This is a genomic window from Trueperella pyogenes, from assembly GCF_001070855.1.
Taxonomy (GTDB): domain Bacteria; phylum Actinomycetota; class Actinomycetes; order Actinomycetales; family Actinomycetaceae; genus Pauljensenia; species Pauljensenia pyogenes_A.
The window spans coordinates 1-26,860 of sequence record NZ_JVLH01000002.1; the positions used below are offsets into that span (position 1 = coordinate 1).

Genomic DNA, 26,860 nt, shown 5'->3' on the forward strand with positions numbered 1-26,860 from the left:
GCAAGGACTCTGAAACGCAAGGACTCTGAAACGCAAGGACTCTGAAACGCAAGGTGCCCCGCCAGCTTCGGCTGGCGGGGCACCTGCGCTATATCAGCGCTAGACGGTCCTTGCAGACGCTCACGCAGTCATATCCGCGTGATCCTCAACAGCTGCGCGTCCGGCCTCGAGGCGCGCAACGGGCACGCGGAAGGGCGAGCAGGACACGTAGTTGAGTCCGACCTTGTGGAAGAAGTGGATCGATGCGGGATCGCCACCGTGCTCACCACAAACGCCGAGCTTGATGTTCGGCTTGGTAGAACGTGCGCGACGCACGCCCTCGGCCACAACCGTGCCGACGCCGTGAACATCGATCGACTCAAAGGGAGAGACACCAAAGATGCCGCCCTCGATGTACTGCGGGAAGAACACGCCCTCAACGTCATCACGCGAGAAGCCCCACACGGTCTGAGTCAGGTCGTTCGTACCGAAGCTGAAGAAATCGGCTTCCTCAGCCAGATCCTCGGCGGTCATAGCCGCACGCGGCAGCTCGATCATCGCGCCGATGGTGACGCCGGACAGGTCAACGCCCTTGTCAGCAGCAACCGCAGCGATAATACCTTCGCCTTCCTCGCGGATCAGCTGCAGCTCACGCACGGAGCCAACCAGCGGAACCATGATTTCGGGGCGCGGATCCTTACCACGGGCAACCAGCTCAGCGGCAGCCTCGCACAGTGCGCGCATCTGCAGGGCGAAGAGGCCGGGCAGGTAGATGCCCAGACGCACGCCACGCAGGCCCAGCATGGGGTTCTGCTCGTGGAAGCGACGCACGGTGACCAGCATTTCCTCGTCCGCGGGATCAACGGTGCCAGCAGCCTTGGCGAGTGCAACCTTGACCTCGAGCTCGGTGAGCTGGGGCAGGAACTCGTGCAGCGGCGGGTCGATCAAGCGCACGGTCATCGACTTACCGTCCATGACCTCGAGCATTGCCAGGAAGTCTTCCTTCTGCAGCTTCTCCAGGGCATCGAATGCTTCCTGACGCTCAGCGGAGCCTTCCTCGGAGAGGATGACGCGCTCAACCAGCGGACGACGCGAACCCAGGAACATGTGCTCGGTACGGCACAGGCCGATGCCCTGTGCACCAAACTCCAGTGCGCGCTGCGAGTCCTCGGGGGTATCGGCGTTGGCGCGCACCTGCAGGCGACGAACCTCGTCGGCGTGGGTGAGGATGCGGTGGACGGCTTCGATCAGTTCGGAAGTACCGGGGTCACCAGCTGCTGCAGCCAGGCCAGCTTCGAGGCCGTGGCTCAGGTAGGTGGTCACCGGGGAGTCGGTCACGGGGACCTCACCCAGGAAGATCTCACCGGTCTGGCCATCGATTGCGATGGTGTCTTCGCCGGTCAGGACGCGGCCTGCGACGGTGACGGTTCCGGCCTCGGCGTCGATCTCAAGAGCTTCAGCGCCACAGACACAGGTCTTACCCATGCCACGCGCAACAACTGCGGCGTGCGAGGTCTTACCACCACGGGCAGTCAGAACGCCCTCGGCTGCAACCATGCCGGGCAGATCGTCGGGGTTGGTTTCGCGGCGGACCAGCACGCACTTGACGCCTGCTGCTGCCGAGGACTCGGCCTGAGCGTTATTGAAGACGATGCGGCCAACAGCTGCACCCGGGGAGGCAGCCATACCGCGAGCAATGAGTTCCTTGGATGCATTTGCATCGAACTGCGGGAACATCAGCTGGGTGAGCTGGTCACCGGTCACGCGGCCCAGGGCCTCGTCGCGGGTGATGAGCTTTTCGTCAACCAGCTGGACGGCGACGCGGAAGGCGGCGGCAGCGGTACGCTTGCCGACGCGGGTCTGGAGCATCCACAGCTTGCCGCGCTCGATGGTGAATTCGATGTCGCACAGGTCACGGTAGTGGGTTTCGAGCTTGTGCATGATTCCGCGCAGCTCGTCGTAGACCGGCTTGTTGATGTTCTCAAGGTCAGCCAGGGACAGGGTGTTGCGGATACCTGCAACGACGTCTTCACCCTGAGCATTCTCAAGGTAGTCGCCGTACACACCGGAGTGGCCGGTGGAGGGGTCGCGAGTGAAGCACACGCCGGTGCCGGAGTTTTCGCCCATGTTGCCAAAGACCATGGTGCAGATGTTGACTGCGGTGCCCAGGTCGTGGGGGATGCGCTCACGGCGACGGTAGATGCGGGCACGCTCGGTGTTCCAGGAACGGAAAACGGCCTCGATGGCCATGTCCATCTGGGTGCGAGGATCCTGCGGGAATTCTTCACCGGTCTGCTCGTAGACGATGGTCTTGAAGATATCAACCAGGCCCTTGAGGTCCTCTGCGGTGAGTTCGGTATCGCCCTTGACGCCGCGTTCCTTCTTCATGTTCTCCAGAGCGTCAGAGAAGAGATCGCCTTCGATATCCAGAACGGTCTTGCCGAACATCTGAACCAGTCGACGGTAGGAGTCCCATGCGAAACGCTCGTTGCCACTGACAGCAGCAAGACCGTGGACGGATTCATCGTTAAGGCCGATGTTGAGGACGGTTTCCATCATGCCGGGCATGGAGAACTTTGCGCCCGAACGAACCGAGACAAGCAGCGGATTCTTGGGATCGCCCAGCTTGCGACCCATTTCTTCTTCGACCTTGCGAAGTGCGACGGTCACTTCAGTATCAAGACTTTCAGGGGCTTTGCCGTCGTGTAGGTAGACGCGGCACGCTTCGGTGGTAATTGTGAATCCGGGAGGAACAGGCAGGCCGAGCTTTGTCATCTCTGCCAGGTTCGCACCCTTACCTCCGAGCAAGTCTTTCATTGACTTGTCGCCCTCGGAGAAGTCGTATACATACTTGACCATCTGGTCCCTCAACTTCCGTTGTTTTGGGGGGTACCCGTCATCGGGACCCTGTGTATTGACATACTAACCAATGGAAAAGTACCGGCCAAATGATGCGGGCCACGCCGCGTAATTACGCGGGTGGCCCGTTCACCATATGGTCGCTGTTTTATCGAACAATAAATTCGACCAGGACGTTTTCTCCCAGATCAATAACGTCGCCGTCACTCAGCGGCACGGTAACGCGCGGAGGAACTTCCTGAACATTGCCATTCGAGCTGCGCAGCAGGGTTCCATTCGCACTTCCCAGATCCATGAGCATCCAGGAACCAAAACCACTGGGAATGACAGCTGCGTGCGAGCGCGAAATCTCGTTTGCCGGGCTGGGCACACGCATGACGGTTGCCGAGGGGCGTCCCGTCAGGACGCGAGCATTGGGGTCGCGTCCCAAGATCACGTCGTGAGTGAGTTCAACGGGAGCAGCGCCTGCGTAGACCAGGTAGCCGGCCTGGGTGTGCTGCGAGTCATCGGTCACGCGTCGCAGTACCGTTGCGCCACTATCGGAGTTATCCACTTCGAAAGCGGGGGCCACGCCTGCTGCCGGAGTTTCCGCAGCTGGGGTTTCCTCATACGCCGGAGTTTCTTCGATTTCCGAGGCCGGGGCGAACTCTTCAGCTTCGGGCTGGCTTTCCTGCTCGACCGGCTCTTGCGAGACCTGTGCCTCTACCTCTGCGGGTTCATCGGCGGGAACTTCGATGGAAGCTTCTTCTTCGACGAACGCATTGGGTTCAAAGATTTGCTCGCCTGAGGGAGCGTCCAATTCAACGCTAGCCTGCGGCTCAGCGGTATTCTGCGGCGCATCTTGCGAAGCAGCCTGCTGCATTGCCGCGAAGGCCTCAGAGGTGATGGTTTCTTCCAAGGCCTCGGGGCTGGTGTAAACGGGGGCGGCGGTCGGCGTCACTGCTGCCTGAGCGGCGGCAACTTGAGCGCCTGCAGCATAAATATCGGGAGTTTCTTCGGATGCGCTTGCTTCCGCCTCTGGCTCGGGTGCCCACAAATACTTCGGCGCGGGCTCTTCAGTGGCCTGAGGCTCTGCGGCTTCCTCCTGGGGCTGGGGTTCTTCCTCAAGTACTCCCCACACAGTGTGCGAGGCCTCGGGCTCAGGCGCGGATTCTTCAGCGGAGGGAGCATTCTCAGCGTGCTCTTCCTGAACCTGAGCGGGCTTGTCTTCTTCCACCAGCGCGGGGGCCGAGGGAAGCTCGGGCTCTACGGGGTAGCCAATACGGACCTGAGAGGCCTCGGCCTCAGAAGTCGCGAAGTGTGCCCACGGCTGAGCATCGTCGAACTCGCTCAATGCGATATCCATGAGCGTCCACTCGCCGGGAACAAATTCCCACATCGACAGCGGGCCACCCCAGGTGAAGGGGGTGTCATAGCCGGGAGCAATGGCGCGAACATTCGCACTGCCACCCAAGGATAGAAGTGGAACGGGGCCGCGCAGGTCCATATGCGCGAAAGGCAAACCGCTGGCTGTAGCGGAATTAACCCAGGTTGTCAGATCTTCGTTGGCATCGGTGACAACGCGCTGTGCGGAGTCAGCGAGGTCAGCGGGGACCAGGGCAAAGCCCAGGGGGCCGGCGACGATGAACCCACCGTTACCGCGAACTGCATGGCGGCCCAATTGCAGCATTCGAAAACTCTTTTCTCTATCGGGCGCGGCGCGCCGTTGTGACCGGAAGGGGTCGCACTGGGATACGTGGACGCACGCTCGCGCGTATGTCCCCATCGTAGCGGCTTCCCACAACCGATTGTGTACGGATAACAAGGGCAGTTGCGTTATCACGCGTACCGCCCTCGATCGCTTGGTCAACCAGGGCGTTGGCAATTTCTTGCGCAGATACATCCTGGCTGGCGATATCGATGAGGTCTTGTTCTGAAAGTGCGCCGTGAACACCATCCGAGCACAGGACGACAACATCCCCCTCGCACATTGGGGTCAGGACGTAGTCAGCCTGGGGAAGTTCCGGCATTGCTGCGCCGAGCGCGCGAGTGATGACATTCGAGGGTGGAAGAACCAGTTCCGCACCGGTCCGCTTGGCAAATTCTTTGGCTTCTTGGACTGCTGAATGGTCGGTCGTCAGCTGAAGGATGCTGCCGGCGGCAATGAGATAGGCACGAGAATCACCGATATTAAAGGTCAGCCACTGCGGACCATCTTGGTCAATGGTCAGGGTTCCGCACAGCGTGGTTCCCGGGGCAGCCGGGTCCTCCTTCTCCCCTAACGAGGCCACTGCCTCTGCAGCCGCGCGGATCGCACCGACCAGCTCGGCCGGGTTCGGGTCAATTGCGTCCAAGGCCTCGGGGCTGAGGGCGTTAGAGAGCACTTCAAGAGCGGTTGTCGAGGCCAGTTCGCCTTCTGCGTTCCCGCCCATCCCGTCGGCAACTGCGAAGAGAGGGTCTTGGGCAAGCCAAGAGTCTTGGTTTGATGAGCGAACAGGACCGATGTCACTGGTCGCACCCCACTGGGTGCGGATCACAGTCCCACACAGAGGAAGATCCACAGCTCAACCACCTTTGACGTACGTTCTGTTTTACGCGAGAATAATCCCATATATTGAAGGGCTCGTGCACCTTTGAAAACGATCTTGTATTTTCAATATGTACGAGCAGGTAGTTTTTGTCTGTTTTTTGACGGGCAAGAGGCGGAAAGAGAGACGGCATGAGCGGAGAAGTTGGCGTTAATAACGACGCATTTACTGCCGCACAATCAGCTCTAGACAGCTCGCGTGGCGAATTCGCGGGAGAGGCGACCTCTAAGGTCGCATCGCTGACAGCAGCCCAAACAGCAGGCAAGTGGGGCGTAGAGTCGGGCCCCGTCGCAGCTCGACAGCAATATACGACTGCCCTTCAAGAAATCCAGGACGCAATTACCTCTCTAAATGCAGAGGTCATTGCTTTCTTGAGTGCTGCCGCTAAGACCCAAGCGCTGATGGGCGAAAATGAGCAAAACGGTATCAATGCGGCTCAGGCCTTAGCGAATGCATCGCTTGAGGCGCAAGAGCGGTCCCTAGCCCAAGCCGAGAAGGAAAAGAACAGCGCGATAGCTGGAAATTCAGCTTCAAAGGTGGCCGAGGCTATAGATATAGCAAAAGTTCAGGCATCAGATCTTGTCGGGGGCGCAACCCAACCGGGTTGGGTTGCTCGGACTTCGGCAGAAGGAGGTGCCCAACAACCTGGCCCAGTTGCTGCAAACAACACTTCCTCCTCTACTCCGCAACTTCAACTTCCTCCAACATTCTTGGGTGGACTTGGACAGGATTCTGGGGCATCCGACCTATTCGCTGCGGCTAGTAGAGCGCCAAGCAAACCCACTTCGGGACTTCCCACCTGGAACTCCCCTTACGGCTTTGGACGCGACTGATAGCGACATCGAATATCGAGACGCTTCTCAGTAATACCTAGGATTGAAGAAAGACCTCTTATGGCACTCTCCACAGAGAACTATGATCGACTCACCAAAGTTGCTCGCCTTGACTATTCAGACCAGGATGCATCGCTTCTGAACGACCTGAAAGCTCAGCTGGCTTCTCTAAAGACCGCATGCGCAAGCTTCTCCGGAAACACTGGTGTTGAAGGTGCAACACATGCGGCAATGACATCAAAAGTCAGCGATTTCGAGGCTTCGATCGCTAACTTAGAGGGTCGAGTCGAGACCATGGAAACCGCCCATACTCAGGCTCGTCAAGCTATGCAAGAAGCTAAGTCTGTTCAAGGGACTCTCAGCACACAACTCTCGCATCCCTCAGACCAGGCTGCTGCGCAAGTGATGTTCCAAGGGCAGCCAAATGAAGCTGCGCTTCAAAATGAGTACATCCAGAATATGATCGCTCAGCGCAATGCCCAAAGGGAAGCTAAGGCAAAAGCAGCCCTTGATGCCATGAATGGCCAAGTGACCAGTGCTGCTGCAGGGTTCTCCGCAGAGTCTAGCGATGGTAGTGGAGACTCAAGCGGTGGCAGGCCTTCTGTTGTCGTTGGTTCAAGTCTTGGTGGACAGTTGTTTCTTGCGGCAACAGGCGGTAGCCATGCTGCTCATGCAGGTGCTGCCGCAAACGCCCCGATCGCTGGACTTGAGGTCCTTCCTTCTGTTTCCCCTTCATCTTCCGTTCTGGCAGGTGTTGATGTCACGACCATGCCGGTCGGCGGTTACATGACCCCTGATGGCCCCGCTGGTGGCCATATTCCCGCTCCTGTTACCGATGCGGATGATCCCCGTTGGAAGCCTGATTACAACCCCTTCTCGACGTCATCACACTCCAAGGATTTGGCCATTGCCGGTGGTGCACTAACGACCGGTGGCACTTTGGCTGGTCTTGGCCGCATGGCAACTTCCGCGACCTCTATCGCAAGTTCGATGGGTGGCTTCGCATCACGTGCTGCTACTTCTCAATTTGGAACTGTGCCGGCCGGTGGTGCACTCGCACCTTCGACCAGCGCGCGTTTGTCCTCCTCGAACGCAATTTCTAGCGCGATGAATGACCTTGAGCGTGGTGCTTTGACGCCTCGCGGAACGGCACAAGCAGGCAACTGGGGCAATGCGGCTCGCATGGCAAACCCGGGCACCCCGGCCTCGACAGCTGCTCGCGCAGGTGGATTCCCGCGCGGTATGGGAGCCCCCGGAGCTTATGGAAGCGGCGCAACCGCTGGAACTAGTGCAGGCACCTCATCGACGGCAAGTAATGCGTCGACCATGTCGGCACGTGCACGTGCGGCTGCTAGCATCCGCCCAGCAGGTGCCACCGGCACTACGGCCACCGGTGCACCTGCGAACGGTGCAGCTACCGGGGCACGCGGCACCGCTTCGAGCGCGGCAAAGGGCTCGGCTTCTGTTAAGGCAGGAACAAGCTCGCAGTCCGCTGCCGCTTCGGCTCGTTCGGCTTCAGCTTCTGCTGCTCGTGCAGGTGTGGGCGCACGGCCTGGCGTTATGGGAACGACTGCCGGCACAGCGTCGAGTTCGAGCTCGACCGCTAAGGGCAGCGCTACCAAGGGAGCTTCAGCTAAGGCTGCATCGTCTGCCAAGGCTTCTTCAGCAGGCACAGGGGCAGCTCGTGGCGCTTCCACGAATGGCAGCGTGTCAGGAGGTGCTTCCTCCGCAGCAGCTCGTGGCGCTTCGGCTGCAGCTGCCCGCGGTCCCATCGGCACGGGTGCAGTTGCTGGTGCAGCAGCTTCAAAGGAAGAAAAGGACAAGGCGAAGCGTCGCGCGCTGAGCGGCCTTAAGGCTGTTCGCGTTGATGGCGTTGAGGAGAAGGCTCCGGCTGCCGCGGGTCTTTCCGCCGGTAACGCAGAGTCCTTGAAGCCTGTTGCAGCTGCTGATCAGGATGATCGCTGGTGAGCTTCTGAAAGTGTGAAGAGGCGCGGAGCTTGGCTCCGCGCCTCTTTTTATTTTCCGCTTGCCTTCTTTTCTAGTCCTCTTCGGATGTGCCGGAGGCTGGGCCGCCGGTATATCGTGAGGGTGTTGTCCCATTCAAGGAGGAAATAATGAAGGTTTTCACTGTCGAGTATCACTACGTCACCGATCGTGATGAGGAAATGGCCGAGGTGCGCCCCACGCACCGCGCGTTTAATGGCGACCTTGCAGCTCAGGGCCGTCTGATTGCCGCGGGTCCCTACACCGGCACTCATGACGCGTTGATCATTGTGCGCGCTGAAGACGCCGCGGGAGCTTTGGAGCTACTGGAAGCCGATCCGTTCAATCAGGCAGGTTTCATTGCCGAGCGTATCCCCCGCGAGTGGAACCCGGTGATCGGAAGCATTCCCGCGGAAGACTGAAACAGGAGTAGCAGGGCTAGGGCTATTCACTCAGCGTTCGGGCTAGAAGCTGTGGAGGCGGGGGGTCTAAGACCTTCCGCCCCCACCAATCTATTGACATGTATCCGTCATCGATCCAAACAGGTTATTGCGTCCCCTATTTAAGGGGTTCGTTAACCTCACTGTTACAGTCTTTAACCCATGCTTTAGCCTCGTCTAGGTTACCATCCACAGCAGTCACCACATGGCCAAAATCAGTCTTTCGGTCATCATCGCCATCGACTTTTCCCGTGAGATAGCCGATGAGTGCGCTTCGTTGCTCAGCAGTCATAGCACCAAAGTCGGGCATAGCTTGAGTGGGCGATAATCCGCAATCTAATCCCTTAGTCTCGAGAAAATCGGAAATAAGTTCGTCCTTTGTCAGCCCCGAGGCATTTGGCCAGTTATCACGCGCAATAAAGGCAGAGATCACCGCGTCATTAATCTTAGTTTCAGTCTTCTGTTCTATCGCAACGCGTTGGGCGATAGTCTCTTCAGGCACTCCCGTCGGCCAAAACTTCTCGTACAGAGGATCTTTAATCAGCGCATCAGTACCTTTCTGAAGAAGATCAGCCAACGGAACTTTATCCGTCGGAATCTTGCCGATCACATAGTCAACTAATGCCCGCTTCTTTTCATTGTACTCTGCCACTTCCTCGGCAGTGGCAAGACCAGCGTTAACCTCTCCAGCATCAAGACCTGCAATGAGACGGTCCCACCCTCTTAGGTTACTTTGAAGGTTACTCTGCCAATTCGTATCAAAGCTAGAATTCTGAACAGTCTCTTGCGCCGTGTACTCGTAACCTGTCCATGCTGCCTCACGAAGCCTTGTCAACGCAGATGAGTCACGCGCAATATCACTAAACAAGCCATTCTTTGCAACTAATTCTTGCACCTCTTGCTTGGTCATATTCATCTGTGCATAGCCTCCATCGCCACGGTTATTACTACCGTCCGCAAGACCTGTCCCTGCAGTATCCAAAATCTTCGCCAGATCATCAGCCCGCGAAGCAGCAACTTCTGCAACCCATGAGCGCATACCCGAATTATTATGACCGAATATGTCTTCGCCCTGGTCAGTAACTTTATCGTTCTGATCTAATCCGTCTTGGTAGCCAAGCAAAAAGCCTTGCGCAATTCTCGCACGTCTTTTATCGTCGTCTCTCCAGGCGTTATATGCGGCTTCGGCTTTCTTGTAGTCTGGGTCTTCGACGCCCAATGGGTAGTCACTTGAACTAGGCGGGACCATCGGAGCAGCACCGGAGTCATGCTTTGATGCGTCGTTCATCACCTCGCCGAGCGCGTCACCACCATCGAGATATCCGAAGTCTAACGACCAAGAATTAGGACGCGAGCCCGTCAAGTACCTCGCGATGCTCATTTTGCCCGAGTTCGACAACTTCTCACCGTTGTGAACATCGTAAGTCGTAACATCAAATGAGGTGTCTGAATCTAAAACCTTACGTAGTGCGCCGAGACGTTCATTTTCCGCTTTCCAAAGCTCTGCATCCCCAGAGGTCTCCAGATAATCCGGTGTATCGGACAGGTTAAGCAAAGTTTGAACTGGGTCAAGGAGTTGCTCATTCGTAGCCGTCCATGGATGCGCTCTAGTTTCCTTGTCCAAACCGCATAGCTGATATGTTTCCCCGGGCGGGTATCCATTCCCAGCCTTTTCATGATCCCATTCAAGGATATCGGCGAAGACAGATTTACCGCTCGGCGGCGCATAAAAAGCTGCACCAAGGGCCAAAGAGGCATTTTCTCGCGCAGCTACTCCAGCCAACTGAGTAAATATTGAATACCCTTCCAACGGCCCAACATTACGGCCTCCAGGTCCTGCAGGGATCGAATAAGTCTTCCGTCCCGTTTCTTGTAGCTCTTGGAGCTTCGTATTCTGAATGTCAGCAATATGCTGTCCGTCTTTCCCAATCAAGACATCTGATACCAGATCAAAAGACTTTTGAGAACCTAGCATTTCATCAGAAAGATTACTTCCACCCGTTGCTAAAACCATCAGTGTACCGAGGTTCTTGTTTAGATCCTCAAAGTCGCTGTTAGCAAAGAGACCGTGGTTGTCATATGCGGTCATTCGAATTCGAAGTGCAGCATTATTCAATTCATCTACAGTCATGTATTGAGCAATAGCATTAGCGTAGAAGGGATTCGACAGGTACTGGCCGTACTTTTCGTTAATCTCCTTAACCTTTTCCGGCGTCATCGGCTCTGTCTTTAATGCCGCCGCAATCCAAGGCGCTTTTTCTTGTGCATCGGCCCATTGCATAGCGCCACTCAGAATGGGAGTATCTGAACCAAAAAGCGCGGCACCAACACCACTCCGCCCCCTGGAACCAGCCTCATCAGAAACAATGTTCCTGCGGGCTTCGTCAATGGTATTCGCAGTACTTTGAGCCGTCTCATTGAGGAATGAGATATGCCCATCATATTTTCCTCGCAACGTCTCCTGATGCGTACGCAAAGTTGAACGCGCCTTGGTAATCAGACTCTCTTTATCAATCGTTGGGTCATTAACCTCTTGCTGCCCTGCATCCGCAACTGCCGCGTTATATTCAGACAAATAGGTATCCCAAGAGTGCTGGAGGAGAGAAATTTTCCCTCGGATCCCCCTCAACTGATAGTCCCAGTCTTTGAGAGCTTTCCCAGCGGTAGGAAACGCCTCAGACAGTGTTTTAACCTTCACCCCAAGGGCTTGAATCTCCGTCGAAGCAGCATCTGCAGCTGCACCCGTCCATTCCTCTGGGACGGCGTCCTTATTTTTCGCGACCTGGGTATTCCCGATTGCCGTACCCAAGCGTTCAGCCTCAGTCCCCGCCGCAGTTGCGTCCACGTCCACTGAGCCAGGGATCTGCGGAAGGGCTTCCGCACCACTGCTTTTAAGATCAACCGCCATCTCAGAGTTCCTCTCCAACACCCAGACGCGCAGCGGCAGCCCGTGTCTTTGCTTCGTTATACTGCTCGGTACTATCCGCATTTTGCGAATACTCCGACATACCGGAACCCAACAGCGCGCAGGCATCAGAATATTCTTGAGTCGCCCACCCCAAGTAGGTCGCAAAATTCGTCATTGCATTTCTCAACGCAACCACACCTGAACAATCTCCTTGAGGGAAGTCTTCCGCTACGCGATAGTCCCCAAGTTTTGTAACCGCAACACCAACCTGAGCGAGGTCCTCCGCATCAGTCCATTGATCTTTCATCGCAATACCTAATGCATAGCGATCGAAGCTAATATTCGCCATTTGAACCTCTCAACGTTCGGACACGCGCAGCGCGGATCACCGTCGACCGTATAACCGTAGAAACTGTAACATTTCAAGCTTAACAGATACAAAAAGGGGGTTGCCTGCAGGCAACCCACCTTATTGAAATAGTCGATGCGCAAAACACGTGAGCGATCAGTGACGATACACCTCTTGCTTTGAGAAAGCAGCCCAAGTGGTATCCTTTGCTGTCTCAAGCGGCGTTTTCAAATAAGTTCGCTCTTTCAGAAATTCCCTCAAACGGCCCTGCTGCGCATCAGTCATCTCGTTATATGGAGGTAAACCTCCATGCTCATCCGCTTTAACAGGCTTAGAGTAGTGCCCTTCTTCCTCTTTTCTCAAGAATTCAGCCACTAGCTCCTGTTTAGGCGTTCCGTGCGAATTAGGCCATTCATCAAGATCCACATAGGTGCTCGCGAGAGTATCCGAGACTGCCTGAGTCGCCGCATATTCCCGGCCAAGCCTTTTTAAAAATTCCTCTCGATTAAAATCGGTAGGAAGAATGGAATCCAATACCGCATTTTTACCATCATTCGTCACTGCCGAAACCAAAGACTCCAGAATCTTTGGACCAGGCACTTGACTAAAAGGAACCGTACTCGCTACTACGTCAATCCCCTTCCTGATTAGCTTATTTCTATCCGCGATAGCCCTATGTTCAGCGACTTCCTGATCTGAAACTGCAGATTCAATATGTTCAAAGAGCCCGCCCCATTTCTTGACTCCACTATTAACAGCTGAACTCCACTCAGCGCTTTCCGTTGTTTTGGTTGGATCAACGCGATACTCGGAAGCCATAGCCTGAGTCAGATCATGCTTATACCCCGCATAAGCAGCCGCTTGAATAGTGCTAAGAGCAGGGGGACGGCCGCCTTCAAAAGTATCGTCAAATGGATTATTTGGAGTATTTTGCCCACTCACCTGCATCGGATTATCGAAGGCAAGATCAGCAAAGAGCCCTTCCTTACCGTATAACGCATCACGCAGCTTAGGAGAGAGCACAAATTGCGCCTGCCCGGTCGTCGCGCTTATGGAACCTTCATCAACAGCATCATGCGCGCTCTTTACAGTATCTCCGGCGTCGTCCGTATCCATCTGCGCCAGACTCTCAACCCAGTTCGCTAGGATCACACCAGCGTGCGAACGCAACTTCGAATTCGTAGCACCAAACGCGTCTTGCGAACCAATCTTGTCACCATCGTGGTCAAGGCCATCTTGATACCCTGCAGTGAAGTTACCGACAATACGCGCCTGTTGATTAGAAGCTCCCTTCCAGTTGTCCCCTAAAATACTCTTCTCAGCATCGCCCAAAGGACGGGTTGCATCCTCAATCATGGATCCGAACGCGTCACCAGCGTCAACAAAGCCTCTTGGGGGGAAGAGACCATGGTTGCGATTCCCCGTCAGATAACGAGTCATCGGAATCTTCTCCGAGGATTTCTCTCCGTTACGATCCCAGTCGTTCTCAACGTCAAACGACGTGTCTTGCATTAGAAATCCCCGAAGCGCATCTAAACGCCCTTGTTCAGCTCTCGCAAGCTCATGATACTTCGAGACGAAGTCGGGAGTCTGCATGCTATCTGGTGTATCAGATAACAAATACAGTGATTGCAGTGGATCATGAGCACTTGCAGAAGCAACCGGGTTCATTCCTGTGAATTGAACGATTGAGTTAGTGCCATCATTATTTACATTTTCATAACTCGTGGTCGTATGGTCAAAGTCAACAATTTTGGCTGCAAGCGAAGTAGCTTCGCCCTCATACACCCCCTTACCAAACGCCAGATCTGGATTATTAACCGCAGCAAGCGCAGTCGCTTGAGTAAAGATCTGAAAACCTTTCAGCCTGCTAGAGGGCGCGCCGAATGCATAGTCTCGATCGCCCGTCTCTTTAAAAGACTCAATATTTGCCTGCTCAGTTTCAGCGATCGTCGTTCTTCCATCAGTGCCACGAAGATAATTCTTCACCTTGTCGTATACCGCTGAATCTGCTAAGTGATCTTGATCTGCATTGACACCACCTGTGGAAAGTACCATTGCAGTACCGATGCGGCTGATGAATGCATTTCGAGTTGTTGCCTCACCTTCGGGCACAATGCCGGCTCTTGCACTTTTGATTGCCAGTCTATTCAGCAGGTCAGAGTAATCGCCCTTACCACCATGCTTACTGCGCCAGTATTCTGCTAATGCTTGGACAAAAAAGGGGTCGTTCAGTTTATCTCCCCATTTACCCATCAAGGCCTTAACTTCTTCTTCACTAAGAGGCCGATTGGAGTTCGCTGCTTCCTCAAAATCAGCCGCCATCCGCGGTACTTCTGCCTGCGCATAAGCCCATCGCTCGGCACCACTAACCAAGGGCATCTCAGGGCCAAAAAACTCCGCGCCAACAGCATTACGCCCACGTTTCACAGCATCGGGAGAAATTTTACTGTCAGCCGCAGCCCTAATCGCATCTGCAGCCTGACTTGCGGCATCGTTTAACTGGTGAAGTTGGTCGTCATAGGATTTTTTAAGTTGACGCTGTGCGCCGTCAAGTATCGCCCTAGCGTTCTTCTCTTCGACCTGCCCCGTAAAGTTGTCGTCAGTTGCTCTGCGAGCGGCGATATCCCCCATTGCCTTATTGTAGTTAGCAATCGCCTCATCCCACCGCTGCTGCAGCCCAGTTACAACCTGAACTGCCTCATTTACTTTGCCTTCCCATTCTGTGAGGGTTTTTGCTGGACCCGGGAAAACAGTGGCGAGGTCAGATATCTTCTCTCCAAGCTTCCCGACCTCTACTTTGACAGCGTCCGCAGTTGCACCTTCCAATGAAGTGATGGCACCACTACCATTCTGAACAACTTGAGTCTGAGTTAGGGCTGATCCGATCGCGTTCCAATGAGAAGAAATTTCAGATGCGTGAGAAACAGACTTTGGCAACTCCAGTGCTTCAGACCCAGGCCTAAGACTAATGCTCATTTATTCCACTCCACTCCAAGTTTCAGCGCACGTTCACGGTTATAGTGCTCGGTACTATCAAAGTTCTGCGCCACCTTTTCAAGTCCAGAACCAAGGTTGGCTGCAGCATCTGAACACTCAAGAACAACCCACGCCATTGCTTTATCAAAGGCATCAATCGCTGATATCAATTTAGATGGGCCTTGACTATCAGTACTCGGAAGAGGATAAGCCGATCCAGCCGACGAAATACGCCCGATTGCGGCTCCGATCTGCCCAAGCGACTCAGCATCCTTCCAGTTTTCTTGCATTTGAATGCCCGCCGCTTCGTAGTCGAAGGTAATTGCTACTTTTTCTCCCACAAACTTCTCATTTCAGTACATCAGCGAGGCAACAAGATTTCGGTCAGCACCTCTGTGGCCTGCGAATTTACGAATGAAAATTTACCGTTTCAACCATTAAGTTTGCTGAAATTTCAGTGCACCAAACCTCGACAATACTTTCATCACTCGATTGTCAGAGAAGAAACGTTGGACATTAGTCAGCTAGAACATTTGTGGCAAGAAAAAGGTGCTGCCTGCGAAAAACCGCAGGCAGCACCCCTTAAAGCGCCGATTAACCGAAGTTGACTACAGCATCAGTTACCGCCACCCGATGGTTTTTCCGCACGACCATCGTTCTGCGCATTCTGCTGGGCGTCATATTGACCATCGAGCAAGGGCCGAAAATCACTGTTCTTCCCTCTAAAGTACTGGCGCACAGAATCTCTTTGCACTTTCGAAAGAGAATCATAAGAATCGCGCGTACCATCAGAATTAACAAACGGGAGGTCCTTATCAGCGAAGGCCTGAGTACCTGGCGAAACGTCAACCGTTCCCGCATTTTCCGTCCAATGATCCGAATCATACATCGCGCGAATTAAGCCATTTTGCATAAGATCATGCGATTTAGCTTCCATCTTCGAATGAGATTGCCAGCCCTTAAGCTCGTTATCCGTCGGGAAAAAGTGATCAAGGGCCTTCCCCGCTGCAGCTTGCGCTGCCTTTTCAGCAAGCGCCCCACCAGCGGGCACTTGACTGGCTGCATAGTCCGTTCCCTTGTCGACAATAAAATCAACAATTTGACGTGCCCTCCTATTGGACGCGTCAAGCGCCTTACCAATCGCGGTACTCTGGTCCGCATTCGCGTCGAAAGTCTCATGAATAAGTTCCGTCCAGCGGCTATTAGCGCCCTGAATCTTTTGCATGCGAACATGATAATCAGGATTTTGTAGCCCGTCGTAGACATCACCCATATATCCAGTGTAGGCAGCAACTTGAACCGCTTGGAGCGCAGGCATACGGCCCCTCTTGTACGTATCGTCCAAGAGGTTCTTCTTGGTTCCACCGTCACTTTCCAGCTCAGGCTGGTCAAATGCAAGGTCTTGTAACAGCCCACCTTCTTGCTTGAAGCGTGTCACAATATCGCGCCCGAACTGCATGTGACCAGAATGCCCCTCGCCTGGGGCTGAAGACGCCTCCATGCTACCTTCACCGGTGCTGTTATGCATTTCGGAAGCTAAGTCATCAACATACGGCGAAATAATAGATCCCATCCACGAACGCAGAGCCCAATTCTTATGGCCGAAGACGTCTTCACCCTTAATATGATCCGGATCACTAAGTATTGCTGAATGCGAGTAATCAAGACCATCCTGATAGCCAGCCATAGTATTCGCAGCAATCGCCGCGCGCGTAAGCCGATCATTCTCCCAAATCTTATGAGCCGTCTTATCACTCGCGGGAGGCTCAGGAACATCAGCTGTCTTCGGGTTAGACGCGTCATTTAACATATCGCCAAGCGCCTCACCACCATCAATATTCCCCAGTAGATCAACATCATCTGCATGGCGATTTCCGGCTAGATAACGCGCAAAAGTAATCTTCCCGTCTTCACGCCCCTCAGGCAGATCCACATCAAATGAGGTGTTTGAATTCAAGAAATCCCTCAGGTGCATAAGGCGCGTTCCCTCAGCGTTCTGCAGCGCGGAAGGAGCACTTCCGTCTGCAATCCTTTCGGGAGTGTCAGAAAGCTGGAAAAGCGACTGAAGCGGATCATGAGATAGCTTCCAAGCCTTATCATCAGCATCCGTCGAATGCACGATCGATGCAAGATCAACTCCCGCGCCTGGATTCATTGCGTTCATACTCGGGTGCTTCTGATCGTACTCAACGATCTTTCCGGCTAAGGAATCTGCACCACCTTCGTATACTCCCTTCCCGAAAGTCAAGTCCGGATTCTTCACCCCTGCAAAGCCGGTCGCTTGGGTGAAAATCTGATAACCATCCAAGCTTGAATCGCCCCGTTGGCGGTCGTATACCTTATCCCCCGTTGATTTAAACGACTCAATATTGGCATGCTCAATCTGCTCAATTGTCGTCTTGCCGTCATGACCACGCAATCCAGCCTTTACCTGAGCATATTCGGCACTCGTGGCGATCCCATCTTTGCTAGCATCTGACCCGCCCGTTGCGAGCACCATGGCATTACCAATACTGTTGACAAAGGAATTTCGAGTCTCACCCTCACCAGCAGGAAGGTTTGATGACCCAGCCGCATTCACAGTCAGCCTATTTAGCATGTCGGAAAAGTTGGCATCTTTTCCATGCTTATCGCGGTAGGAGTCAGCTAGGGCTTGGACCCAGTAAGGATTCTGCAGTTTATCGCCCCATTTTTCCTGAAGTTTCTTGACCTCCGCTTCGGTCAAAGGCTTATCAGAATTCGCAGCCTTCTCAAGATCATCACGTAGTTGGGGAGCCTTCGTGCGAGCATAGTCCCATTCAGCAGCACCATCAGCGATAGGCATATCCTTACCAAAAAGTTCAGCACCAACCGCAGCGCGACCACCCTTCACCACATCGGCAGGGATCGTATCATTTGAAGTCTTCTGAATTTCTGTGGCAGCCGTATTTGCAGCATCGCTCAGCTGATGAATCTCGTCATCATAAGACTTTTTCAGCGGAGCCTGAGCAGAAGCCAAGGTACTCTCGGCAGCTTGGAGATCCGAAGCCGGGTTATATTCCTTATCCGTCGCGGCTCGGGCATTGATTTCGGATATTGTCTTCTTGTAGGCAGCAATCGCATCATCCCACTGCGTTTGCAGGCCCTCGACGGTTTTGATCCCCTGACTATTGCGCGCTTCCCAGGTGGTGAGTGCACTTGCAGGAGTAGCAAATTGTCCTGATAGACCCGAAAGCTTCCCGCCGAGTGCTTGAATTTCAGCAGATGCCGCATCCGCTGCTGCTCCCGTCCAAGATTCAGCAGGAACCGAGGAATGCTGAGCTGCCTGTGTTTGACCGATTGCCGAACCGATAGCTTTCCAATGCGAAGCAACTTCGGATGCTCCAGTAACAGGCTTGGGCGACTCAAGAGCCTCCGCGCCAGGTCGAAGGTCGGCACTCATTTATTCCACTCCACTCCCAGTTGAGCTGCACGTTCACGGTTGTAGGACTCAGTCTCATCGAAGTTTGCCGACGCACCAGCTGTCGCCGATCCCAAGTTCGATGCGGCATCTGAATACTCGTAGATGACCATTGACATCGCCTCGTTAAAGGCCTTCACTGCAGATTTCAACGCCTGCGGGCCAGGACCTCCGGGACCAGGAAGAGGCTCCGCAACTTGGTCGGCTGAGATGCGTTTCGTTGACGCACCAATTCGCCCGAGAGACTCAGCATCCTGCCACTGAGCTTTCGCAACAACTCCAACCGCTTCTCGGTCGAAACTGATCTTATCTGCCACAGTTCAATTCTTTCCGTTATGACCGGCCACACCTGTACGCCACACGCACGAACCTGGCCTGGTCAGGGAACTTACCATTCGACAAGTTACCATCTCAAACATCAAACTCCCTGAGAGTTTCACGCTTCAAGACTCGATTTGGCCCAAATGAACACATCGCCGCCTACTTCACCCGCGATTCGGACCATGCCATCTGCGCCAAGAAAGTTCCTTGATCACGCGAAACAACCAGGCCTCGGCCCTTGGGAAGAATGCGCGGACGTTCACGGCCAATGACCATGCCCTCGGAAGGATTACCCGACATCATGATGCCGGTTGCCGACAACTCGGACAGGGACTGCAAAATCTGCTCGTAGGACGCACGCGAGGCACCACCCATACGGCGAGTAATCACCAAGTGGAAACCAATATCTTGAGCCTGCGACAACAGAGGCTGAAGCGGAGCCAAAGGTGAACCACTCAAACCACCGGTGGAAATCAGGTCGTAATCATCAACCAGAACCCAGGCCTCGGCTCCCTTCCACCAATTGCGCTTACGCAACTGCTCGGGGGTCACGTCCGGTCCAGGAAGACGCATACGCAGCTGTTCGGCAACTGCCTCCATGCTTCCCTGGATTTCATCACGGTTGGTGATGTACATCGGCATATCCGATTCATCCCACTCGCCCAGCAGGGAGCGTCGCACATCAACGACAACCAGCATGGCACGACGCGAACCTGGCTTTGCCAGCACCTGGTTGCCCAAGTTGCGCAAGAACGCGGTCTTTCCACACTTCGCATCACCGTAGACATACATGTGCGATTCGTTTTCCGGATCGAAAGTCCACGGGCTCAAGCGGCGTTCCTCCAAACCAAGAACAATCTTCTGCTGTTTGCCGTGAGTTGCCTCGATCTGAGAAACGGTGATCTTTTCGGGGAGCAAACGCAGACGCGGGCCAGGTTCGGTCGCAGAAGCAATACGCAGAAGCGTCTTTTCGACACCCTCACCGATCGTGGCCGGATCATGATCGCCATCAGCACGCGGGAGGGCAACCAGCATGTGGTGACCGGTCATAGACAAACCGCGTCCCGGACGTCCCTCGGGGACCTTGCTACCGATCTCGCGACGGAACTCTGAATCCGAAGGATCACCCATACGCAGCTCCATGCGAGAACCGAAGATGTCCTGCATCTGAATACGGAAGTCCATCTTGCGCAGTGCAGTAGCAATGAAGTGAACACCGAAAGACAGCGCGCGTTCGGCCATCAGACGGATACGGTCTTCTGCATCCGCGAAATCACTACGCAGCGTTCCCCAGCCATCGACAACAAGGAAGATATCGCCATAGCCATCGTCAAAGCGTCCCTGAGCACGGCCTCGGCGATAGGTCGCCATAGAGTCGATACGGTTCGCGCGGAAGTAGGCAGCACGGTCCTCGATGATGCCTTCAATTTCAGACACCATACGGTTCAAGATGTCCTCATCCTCTCGAGAGGCAACACCCGCAACGTGAGCGGCGCCCTCGAAAGCGGCAAAAGTACCCGAGAAATCGATAACGAAGAACTGAACTTCCTTCGGTGTGTGGGTCAGCGACAGAGCCATGACAATCGAGCGCAATGCCGTGGACTTACCGGAGAGCGGACCACCCAAGATCGACATGTGACCGCCGGCACCGGCAAAGTCGTATTCCAAAACCTCGCGCCGCTGCTCGTGCGGAAGGTCGACGATACCCATGGGGATATGCAGCGGTCCCTTCGCACGCCATTCGTGCGAGATGAGGCCGAGCTCGGGATCCACAGCCAAGTCGGGCATGAGCGAATCCATGGTGTCGGGAACATCCAAAGGAGGCAGCCACACCTGGTGGGCAGGCATACCCTTACCCTTCATGCGGGCGACCGCAATATCAATCTCAGTCATGCCCTCCCAGCGCTCATCGCCGGGCGCAACCAGGCCGCCCTCGGGAATTGCCTCTTCCTCGGGGGTATTGTCCAGGACCTCCCCCAAAGAGAAGGGAAGCAGTCGGATCTGCGAGGCCTCGGACCCCGAACTGGGAAGCACACTACGAGGCGGCGGTGGCGCGGCAACGTAGGACGCGCGGAAGCGGATCAGCTGATCCGTACCCGGCTGGAGGAAGCCGGAACCCGGGTAGGGCGGAAGGTCGTAGGCATCATTCACGCCCAGAACCTCACGTGATTCCGAAGCCGAGAAGGTCTTCAAACCAATGCGGTATGACAGGTGCGAATCCAAGCCCTTGAGTTTTCCGGACTCCAAGCGCTGCGAGGACAGAAGAATATGGATCGACAGCGAACGGCCCAGACGACCAATTGCCACGAATAGCTCGCCAAAGTCGGGCTTGGCTGTCAGAAGTTCAGAGAATTCGTCAAGGATGATGAAGAGCGCCGGAAGGACTGGGAAATCATGCTTTCCAGCTATACGATCCGCTTCATAATCCGTGACATTTGCATAGTTACCGGCATCACGCAGGATCTCTTGGCGACGAACCATTTCACCGTGGAGAGCATCTTCCATACGGTCGACCAGAGACAGTTCAGACTCCAGGTTCGAAATCATCGCAGAGACGTGAGGCAGGTCTGACATACCGGCGAAGGTCGCACCACCCTTGAAGTCAACCAGAACGAAGTTCAGCTGCTCGGGAGAGTGCGTGAGCGCCAGGGCCAAAACCAGAGTTCGCAGCACCTCGGACTTACCGGAACCGGTTGCACCGATCAACAGGCCGTGCGGGCCCATGCCCTGCTGGGCGGCTTCCTTAATATCCAAAACGACCGGAATACCCTCGGGGGTGACAGCGAAGGGAACGCGCAGACGATCACGTCCGTTGCGGCGCTTCCACTGCCGATCCGCATCGAAGTCACGAATATCACCGATATTGAGCAATTCCATGAGGTCTTGAGAACGCTTCGGATCGGGCTTACCGACGGGGGTTGCCGCATCCCTACCACCAGCAGTCAGGAAGCGAGTGAGGCGACGGGCCACGGCCTCGGCCTGAGGAATTCCCATGTAGTCGGCGTTGGCGAGCACTGGCTTTGCCTCAAGAAGCAGAACTTCCATGGGAGTGTGCTCATCGTTTGCGGGATGTAGAAGCAGACGAACACCGGTGGGGTTCATGAACATACCCCACGAGGTCAAGACCTTCATGATCGTCACGCCTGCGCAGCCCTCGATAGAGCCCAGGTGCGAATCGGGAGGAAGCTCGGCACCGTCGGTGATAACGATCAAATGCGGCCAGGGGCTTGCGTCATTCCGAGGCTGGAAGTGGCCTCGGGTCGTCATTTCCTCACCCAAGAGATCCTCGAGCTCGGCATAGCTGGTGCACACCATACGCGCACCACCCAGAGCGTCAGTGACCTCAGCGGAACGGATATGAGGCAGCCACTTCATCCACTCCCAGTTCGGGAGGTTTTCGGGAGTCGTCAATACCGCGATCTTCAGGGCCGAATCTGGCGTCATAACCGCAAGGTGGCAGATCATCGAGCGGACTTCTCCGCGAGCGCGCTCGCCATCACCAGCGACCTCGACATGAGAGAACTGACCCAAGTCCAGGCTGAAAGGAAGGTCTTCAACGGTCTTGTGGACATCTAAGAAACGGCGCATCGCCGAATGGCAGACGACATCGGGGTTCGCCATCTGGGGAATATCGGGTTCGACCAAGCGCATGGCCAGTTCCTGGTCAGACGTTCCGATTCGAGTGGAGACAGAAGTATCGTCGCCCACTTCGCGTTCCCACAGGCGCGAGCCTTCTTCGGCTAAAAGCACCAGTGAATCTGGCTCAGGCAGGTACCACTGCATGAAGATTCGCTGCTTCGCGGCAATGTTACGCACGCTGGTTCGAGTCTCTGACAAGTAGGAGAGGTATTCGCGACGCTGGGAGTTGACCTTATTACGGTACTGCGAGACCTGGCGGTAGATGTTGAAACCAACCATGGAGAGCATCATGAAGACCATGCCGCCCGCCATCAGAAGCATTCGCGTGTTCTGCCCCTGAGTCAGCGCCATGATGACCATGACACCCATGGAGCCCATCATGGGGATCGCGGTAGCAAGGATCGAGCCCATGCCGCCGGCTTCAACCTGGCTGGGTGGCTTTTCTACAGCGATTTCACCGCTGGGGAGCTCGGGGGCTTCCATTTCATTGACGGCCATACAGTCTCCTGGAGTGCAATCTCCCGTTTTCCTTCATTTCTGTATGTATCCTAGCTTGTAGCACGAGCAGTCGTGGCATGGCACTGATCTGGTCAGGTAGTCTGAATGATGACTTTTGAACAGAATCGGTGAAAGAACCTCAGCGGATCAATAGCCGGATCGGCACCGAGGACAATTCCCGGCACAACCGCATGAAGGAGGAGGCGTGACCCAGAAACAGGCAGCGGTAACCGTCGCCGACGCTTCCGGCGTCAAAGATTTGGTTGTTCCGCTGGGAACAACGGTCACTGGCCTACTCTCCATGCTTGATATCGATTCAAGCGATCCAAGCCTGCAAATCACCGGTGCGGATGGCCGTCCCCTTAATCTTGGCGCGGTCTTGGGAACTGACCTTCCCCAGGGAGTCCTCATCTCCATTACCTCTGGCCGCGAGCGCCAGCGTCAAGAACAACGCGCAATTGAGCGAGCCTCCGATCCTTGGTTCCGCCCCTCCCTTGCTCTGAGCATCTGCGCTCTGCTGGCATTTGCTATGGACGCGGTTCTGATCTTCTGCACTCTCTTTGCCCAGCTATTGACCATCATTGCGGGCGTGCCGTGGTGGGCACCTTTGACAATCGGTGTCCTCTCACTTGCTCTTTGCCTTGTCGTCCTCTACCAAAAACGCGTCCACTCCAACGCCGGATTATTGTCCGGATGGACGCTCGGCGCGGGACTTTCTTTCCTTGGCGTCCTTCCCGCTCTGGGAAGCGCAGGAATCTATCTCGAGGCCTCGCAAATCTCCACAATGTCGCAGGTCGCCGCACTTCTCTTCCCCCTGTGGGGAGCAACGGGAGTTGCACTTGGGCTCTGGCTCTGGCGTCCCACTCCCCTCACAAGCGCACACGCACTCAGTTGGGGCGTTCTCACGGCAAGTGCGACTGTCTTGACCTATCTCAATGCTTCTCTGACCAGAGTTGCGCCCTTCGCAATCGCCTGCGCGGTATGCGCAATCACCGCCTCGCCCAGCTTGTCAGTACGCATCCCCGCGACCCAGCTGCTGGATATGCCCCTCGTGACGACCTCCGCGCCGACTGTCCGCGCACCCGAGGTTCCCTCTCCTTCGCGCATTACCGGCCGCCGCGTCAACCGCACCGTCACTGATGCAACCTCACGTACTCGACTGGTCCAATACCTTGGTCTGGGCCTGATCATTGTTGCGGTTCCCGTGATCTACTCAATGATCGGAATTCATTCGTGGCAGCAGATTGCCTCGCTGGTGCTGGTATGTGCATCAGTCATTGCGCTGGTCGTCGTTCCCCGCGAGCGCCGGTGGGCATCCTCGCGGGTTGTTCCCCGCGTGGGAGCGGTCATTTTGCTTGCAACGCTGCTCATTTCCCCCGCCTCCCGAGCCCTTCTTGGCACTCCCATTGCGGCAGCTGTTCTTGTCTTCATCGGTTGTGTTTCTCTTCTGTGGACTCGCCTGCGTTCAGGCAAAGAACAATCCGCACTTATTGGGCGCTTTACCGATATTTTCCAAGCACTGTCATTGACTGTTGTTTTCCCTGCCGCGTTCTTCGCCGCAGATCTTTTTGAACTCGTTCGACAGGTGGCATCATGAGTGAGCTTCGCATTACCCCAGTCCAGGTCCCCGTTTCTCAGGCAAAAGGCGTGGACCCGGCTTTTCTGGCCGCCGCTCAGCAGGGTAGTGTCCAGCGAGGCCTCCCCCAGCCCGCTGCGGCATATTCAGCTCCCGCAACCGGTGGCGCTCTGGTTACGGCCTACCTCATTGACCTTGCATGCCTTGTCGCAATCACCGCGCTTTCATGGTGGTTCTATCCCTCGATCGCTATTGCAGTAATCGTTGCGCTTGAGACATGGATCGTTGGCACTCTGATTCGCGCCCATTCGGGAAGGACTCCCGGAGCTTTCGCCATGCAAGTGGCTGCAATTTCGATGGCGCCTGTAGCCACCGATGCGGGTCCCGAGTCCGGTCACGCCCCCGGCTTGGCTCGCCAGAGCGCGCACAGCCTGATCATGTTGCTCTTGCACGCGACTGTCGTTGGACCGGCCGTCACCTGGGTTATTGCCCGAGATGGCCAAACCTGGGTTGACCGCGTCTGCGGGATGGGGAACCTTGACGTCCGCGCTGGCCGCACAGACGCCGGCGCTCCCGCTTATTCCCAGCAGCTTTCCCCCTCGTTTGCCGAGGCCTCGGCTGGGGTTGGGGCCGCACCTGCACAGCTTCAGGGAATGGATCCCGCCGCACTTGCCCCGGCACATCAGTGGGCAGGGCCGCGCGTTGCGTCCCCCGAAGTTCCTGCTTCCGAGCCTGCTGTTTTGAGTATTCCGCCAGCGGGAGTTCCCGCAGCCGACCTACCAGCACCTTCACCGATGCCCGAGGCTCCCAGCCAGGTACTCAACGAGATGCCTGCGCCCATGCCTACGCAGCAAGCTGCACAGACTCCGGCCGCGCCCAAGGTGCCCACTCCCCCGCGCCACAGCTCAGCCTCGGCAATGCCACGAGTTCCGCAGGTGCCAATGCCCCAGGCTGGCGCACCTCAGCAGGCCGGCAGCGCTCCGCAGAACGCTGGTCAGCAGACTCATACGCAGCCAGTGGCCCCTCAGGCCACTCCCGCAACGAGCGCACCGGCTTCTGTCCCCGCATTCGCGCAGGCAGCGCCACTGGCAATCATTGTTGACGATGGGCAGCGAATCGAAGTCAATGCTCCCATCGTGTTGGGGCGCGCTCCCGAACAGACGCCTTCTGATTCGCGGGCAGTGGCAATTGCGGATTCCACGCGTTCCCTGTCGCGTACACACCTGCGTGTCGCACCGGCCGATGGCGATGCGATGTGGGTCGAGGACACCTTCTCGGCGAATGGCACGCGGTTGCAGGCGCCCGATGGCACCACTCAGCCACTCCCCCGCGGCGAACGCGTCAAGGTATCGCTGGGTACGGTGCTTCTGCTGGGCGAGCGGAAGTTGTCGGTGACCCGATAAGACTCGCGGGGATTCTCCTCCACCGCGCGTGATTTATTCCTTCACCCCTGCGATGACGCGACCAAAGTCTTTCAACGTCTCAGTTCCTTCTTTGAGGTAGACGTCGTGGTTTGCAAAACCTGTACGAGCGTCATTGTCGTAGCCTTCATATCCAGTAGCATCACCTGACAGATGCTTGAAGGTCGAGTCCTCATCCATTGGGTTCTTCCCTAAGCCTCCAAGTCCAAAGAACTTGAAGCGTCCAAGTCCTTGGACGCTATCGCCGTAGGGGACACCAGATACCCAACGATGATCTTCGTCAACGTGAAGATCGGAAGGATCATAGGTGCCCATACCGGGAGAGCCGAACATCACCAGGTCATCGATAACGCCATCCTTCACTAGTGTTGCAGCTTTGCCAGACGTGCTCGATCCGTAGGAATGTCCAAGAAGAGTCATATGCGCGTCCCCGGCGCCGTACTCGCGGGATGCTTGGACGCCTGTCATGAATCCAGCCAAACGCTCCGCGCCTGCTTCAGCGAGCTTGGGTGAGGCGATATCTCCCCAGTTATCGGGGTCGTCAGGTCCTCCCGGAGCATCGTAGCCAAGCCATGCGATAGTCGCTACATTACTGACGGGGATATTCCCTTGTTCTGCCGCTGATTGGCGCAAGTTCCCAGATTCTCGCACATACTTATCGAGATCGCCATCAACTGTCGTTCCGATACCGGGGACTAAAGTCGCAATATTTTGTGCATGATCCACATCGCCCTGGCAGACGGCAGCCTTCACCCGGCGACCATCATTTTGTAGGGTGAGCAAACCAATGCAGTCCCCGCTCTTTGTCTGCTGTTGATACTCCTCAAGCGAAATACCATTCTTCAAGCTAGCTTCGACCGCCTCATAGGAAGCGATTTCTCTTTCCACTTTCTCGCGTTCTTCTTTGATTTTCTCGCGATTCGCAGCTTGATTTGGGTCTCGTTCTGCAGCTTTGAGCTGTTCAACCTGCTTTTCTGCTTTGAGCTTGTTCTCTTTCAGGTTGATTCGGTTTGCACGGTCGCGTGCCCAAGCTTCAACACCATCAGCATTACCGATCAGCTGAGGATAG

At 55.6% G+C, this 26,860-nt stretch carries 16 protein-coding genes; 5 read left to right on the forward strand and 11 right to left on the reverse strand.

Annotation, left to right across the window (positions count from 1 at the left end):
- Nucleotides 1-120: 120 nt before the first annotated feature.
- The 3 genes from ppdK to ADG72_RS00040 form a co-directional block, all read right to left on the reverse strand.
- Nucleotides 121-2,838 (reverse strand): pyruvate, phosphate dikinase, encoded by a 2,718-nt coding sequence (ppdK, locus tag ADG72_RS00030; protein ID WP_048711258.1) that lies wholly within the window; start codon nucleotides 2,836-2,838, stop codon nucleotides 121-123.
- Nucleotides 2,839-2,986: 148 nt separating this feature from the next.
- A complete protein-coding gene (locus ADG72_RS00035; RefSeq protein WP_048711260.1) occupies nucleotides 2,987-4,507 on the reverse strand; it encodes an FHA domain-containing protein in 1,521 nt (506 codons plus the stop codon).
- Nucleotides 4,508-4,523: 16 nt separating this feature from the next.
- Nucleotides 4,524-5,378: a PP2C family protein-serine/threonine phosphatase gene (locus ADG72_RS00040; protein ID WP_048711261.1), complete on the reverse strand. Its 855-nt coding sequence runs from the start codon at nucleotides 5,376-5,378 to the stop codon at nucleotides 4,524-4,526.
- 158 nt (nucleotides 5,379-5,536) lie between these two features.
- Here ADG72_RS00040 and ADG72_RS00045 point away from each other — a divergent pair, with 158 nt between their 5' ends.
- The 3 genes from ADG72_RS00045 (at nucleotide 5,537) to ADG72_RS00055 (ending at nucleotide 8,643) form a co-directional block, all read left to right on the forward strand.
- Nucleotides 5,537-6,238, forward strand: a complete 702-nt coding sequence (locus tag ADG72_RS00045; RefSeq protein ID WP_019126879.1) for a hypothetical protein — start codon at nucleotides 5,537-5,539, stop codon at nucleotides 6,236-6,238.
- A gap of 60 nt (nucleotides 6,239-6,298) precedes the next feature.
- Nucleotides 6,299-8,206, forward strand: coding sequence for a hypothetical protein (locus tag ADG72_RS00050; RefSeq protein ID WP_048711264.1), 1,908 nt, complete (start codon nucleotides 6,299-6,301; stop codon nucleotides 8,204-8,206).
- Between the two features lie 146 nt (nucleotides 8,207-8,352).
- Nucleotides 8,353-8,643 (forward strand): YciI family protein, encoded by a 291-nt coding sequence (locus ADG72_RS00055; RefSeq protein WP_192831717.1) that lies wholly within the window; start codon nucleotides 8,353-8,355, stop codon nucleotides 8,641-8,643.
- Nucleotides 8,644-8,779: 136 nt separating this feature from the next.
- Here the strand turns inward: ADG72_RS00055 and ADG72_RS00060 are convergent, their stop codons facing one another.
- From ADG72_RS00060 to eccCa, 7 genes are all read right to left on the reverse strand, one after another.
- Nucleotides 8,780-11,569, reverse strand: a complete 2,790-nt coding sequence (locus tag ADG72_RS00060) for a hypothetical protein (protein WP_019126876.1) — start codon at nucleotides 11,567-11,569, stop codon at nucleotides 8,780-8,782.
- Nucleotide 11,570: 1 nt separating this feature from the next.
- The gene (locus tag ADG72_RS00065) at nucleotides 11,571-11,918 is read right to left on the reverse strand and encodes a hypothetical protein (RefSeq protein ID WP_019126875.1); all 348 of its coding nucleotides are present in this window, start codon (nucleotides 11,916-11,918) and stop codon (nucleotides 11,571-11,573) included.
- 156 nt (nucleotides 11,919-12,074) lie between these two features.
- Complete coding sequence (locus tag ADG72_RS00070; protein WP_048711266.1) at nucleotides 12,075-14,897, reverse strand: hypothetical protein; 2,823 nt, start codon at nucleotides 14,895-14,897, stop codon at nucleotides 12,075-12,077.
- Nucleotides 14,894-15,238 (reverse strand): hypothetical protein, encoded by a 345-nt coding sequence (locus ADG72_RS00075; RefSeq protein ID WP_019126873.1) that lies wholly within the window; start codon nucleotides 15,236-15,238, stop codon nucleotides 14,894-14,896. Before ADG72_RS00075 ends, ADG72_RS00070 begins: the two co-directional genes overlap by 4 nt.
- Before the next feature lie 275 nt (nucleotides 15,239-15,513).
- Nucleotides 15,514-18,318: a hypothetical protein gene (locus ADG72_RS08770; RefSeq protein ID WP_239667606.1), complete on the reverse strand. Its 2,805-nt coding sequence runs from the start codon at nucleotides 18,316-18,318 to the stop codon at nucleotides 15,514-15,516.
- Nucleotides 18,315-18,653, reverse strand: a complete 339-nt coding sequence (locus ADG72_RS00085; protein ID WP_019126870.1) for a hypothetical protein — start codon at nucleotides 18,651-18,653, stop codon at nucleotides 18,315-18,317. The genes ADG72_RS08770 and ADG72_RS00085 overlap by 4 nt, the downstream gene beginning before the upstream one ends.
- A 163-nt stretch (nucleotides 18,654-18,816) precedes the next feature.
- Nucleotides 18,817-22,794 carry a type VII secretion protein EccCa gene (gene eccCa, locus ADG72_RS00090; protein WP_048711268.1) on the reverse strand — a complete coding sequence of 1,326 codons (3,978 nt, stop codon included), beginning with the start codon at nucleotides 22,792-22,794 and terminating at the stop codon, nucleotides 18,817-18,819.
- A gap of 205 nt (nucleotides 22,795-22,999) precedes the next feature.
- Here eccCa and ADG72_RS00095 point away from each other — a divergent pair, with 205 nt between their 5' ends.
- Nucleotides 23,000-24,391: a hypothetical protein gene (locus ADG72_RS00095; RefSeq protein WP_048711270.1), complete on the forward strand. Its 1,392-nt coding sequence runs from the start codon at nucleotides 23,000-23,002 to the stop codon at nucleotides 24,389-24,391.
- Nucleotides 24,388-25,773, forward strand: a complete 1,386-nt coding sequence (locus ADG72_RS00100; protein ID WP_048711272.1) for a hypothetical protein — start codon at nucleotides 24,388-24,390, stop codon at nucleotides 25,771-25,773. The genes ADG72_RS00095 and ADG72_RS00100 overlap by 4 nt, the downstream gene beginning before the upstream one ends.
- A 33-nt stretch (nucleotides 25,774-25,806) precedes the next feature.
- Here ADG72_RS00100 and ADG72_RS00105 read toward each other — a convergent pair.
- Nucleotides 25,807-26,860 (reverse strand): alpha/beta hydrolase (locus ADG72_RS00105; protein ID WP_048711274.1); only part of this gene is annotated, 1,054 nt, incomplete at its 5' end.

What these genes read in the sequence shown, in the direction of transcription:
- ppdK (WP_048711258.1), bottom strand. Translation starts at nt 2,838, where the DNA reads ATGGTCAAGTATGTATACGACTTCTCCGAGGGCGACAAGTCAATGAAA.
- ADG72_RS00035 (WP_048711260.1), bottom strand. Translation starts at nt 4,507, where the DNA reads ATGCTGCAATTGGGCCGCCATGCAGTTCGCGGTAACGGTGGGTTCATC.
- ADG72_RS00045 (WP_019126879.1), top strand. Translation starts at nt 5,537, where the DNA reads ATGAGCGGAGAAGTTGGCGTTAATAACGACGCATTTACTGCCGCACAA.
- ADG72_RS00050 (WP_048711264.1), top strand. Translation starts at nt 6,299, where the DNA reads ATGGCACTCTCCACAGAGAACTATGATCGACTCACCAAAGTTGCTCGC.
- ADG72_RS00055 (WP_192831717.1), top strand. Translation starts at nt 8,353, where the DNA reads ATGAAGGTTTTCACTGTCGAGTATCACTACGTCACCGATCGTGATGAG.
- ADG72_RS00060 (WP_019126876.1), bottom strand. Translation starts at nt 11,569, where the DNA reads ATGGCGGTTGATCTTAAAAGCAGTGGTGCGGAAGCCCTTCCGCAGATC.
- ADG72_RS00065 (WP_019126875.1), bottom strand. Translation starts at nt 11,918, where the DNA reads ATGGCGAATATTAGCTTCGATCGCTATGCATTAGGTATTGCGATGAAA.
- ADG72_RS00070 (WP_048711266.1), bottom strand. Translation starts at nt 14,897, where the DNA reads ATGAGCATTAGTCTTAGGCCTGGGTCTGAAGCACTGGAGTTGCCAAAG.
- ADG72_RS08770 (WP_239667606.1), bottom strand. Translation starts at nt 18,318, where the DNA reads ATGAGTGCCGACCTTCGACCTGGCGCGGAGGCTCTTGAGTCGCCCAAG.
- eccCa (WP_048711268.1), bottom strand. Translation starts at nt 22,794, where the DNA reads ATGGCCGTCAATGAAATGGAAGCCCCCGAGCTCCCCAGCGGTGAAATC.
- ADG72_RS00100 (WP_048711272.1), top strand. Translation starts at nt 24,388, where the DNA reads ATGAGTGAGCTTCGCATTACCCCAGTCCAGGTCCCCGTTTCTCAGGCA.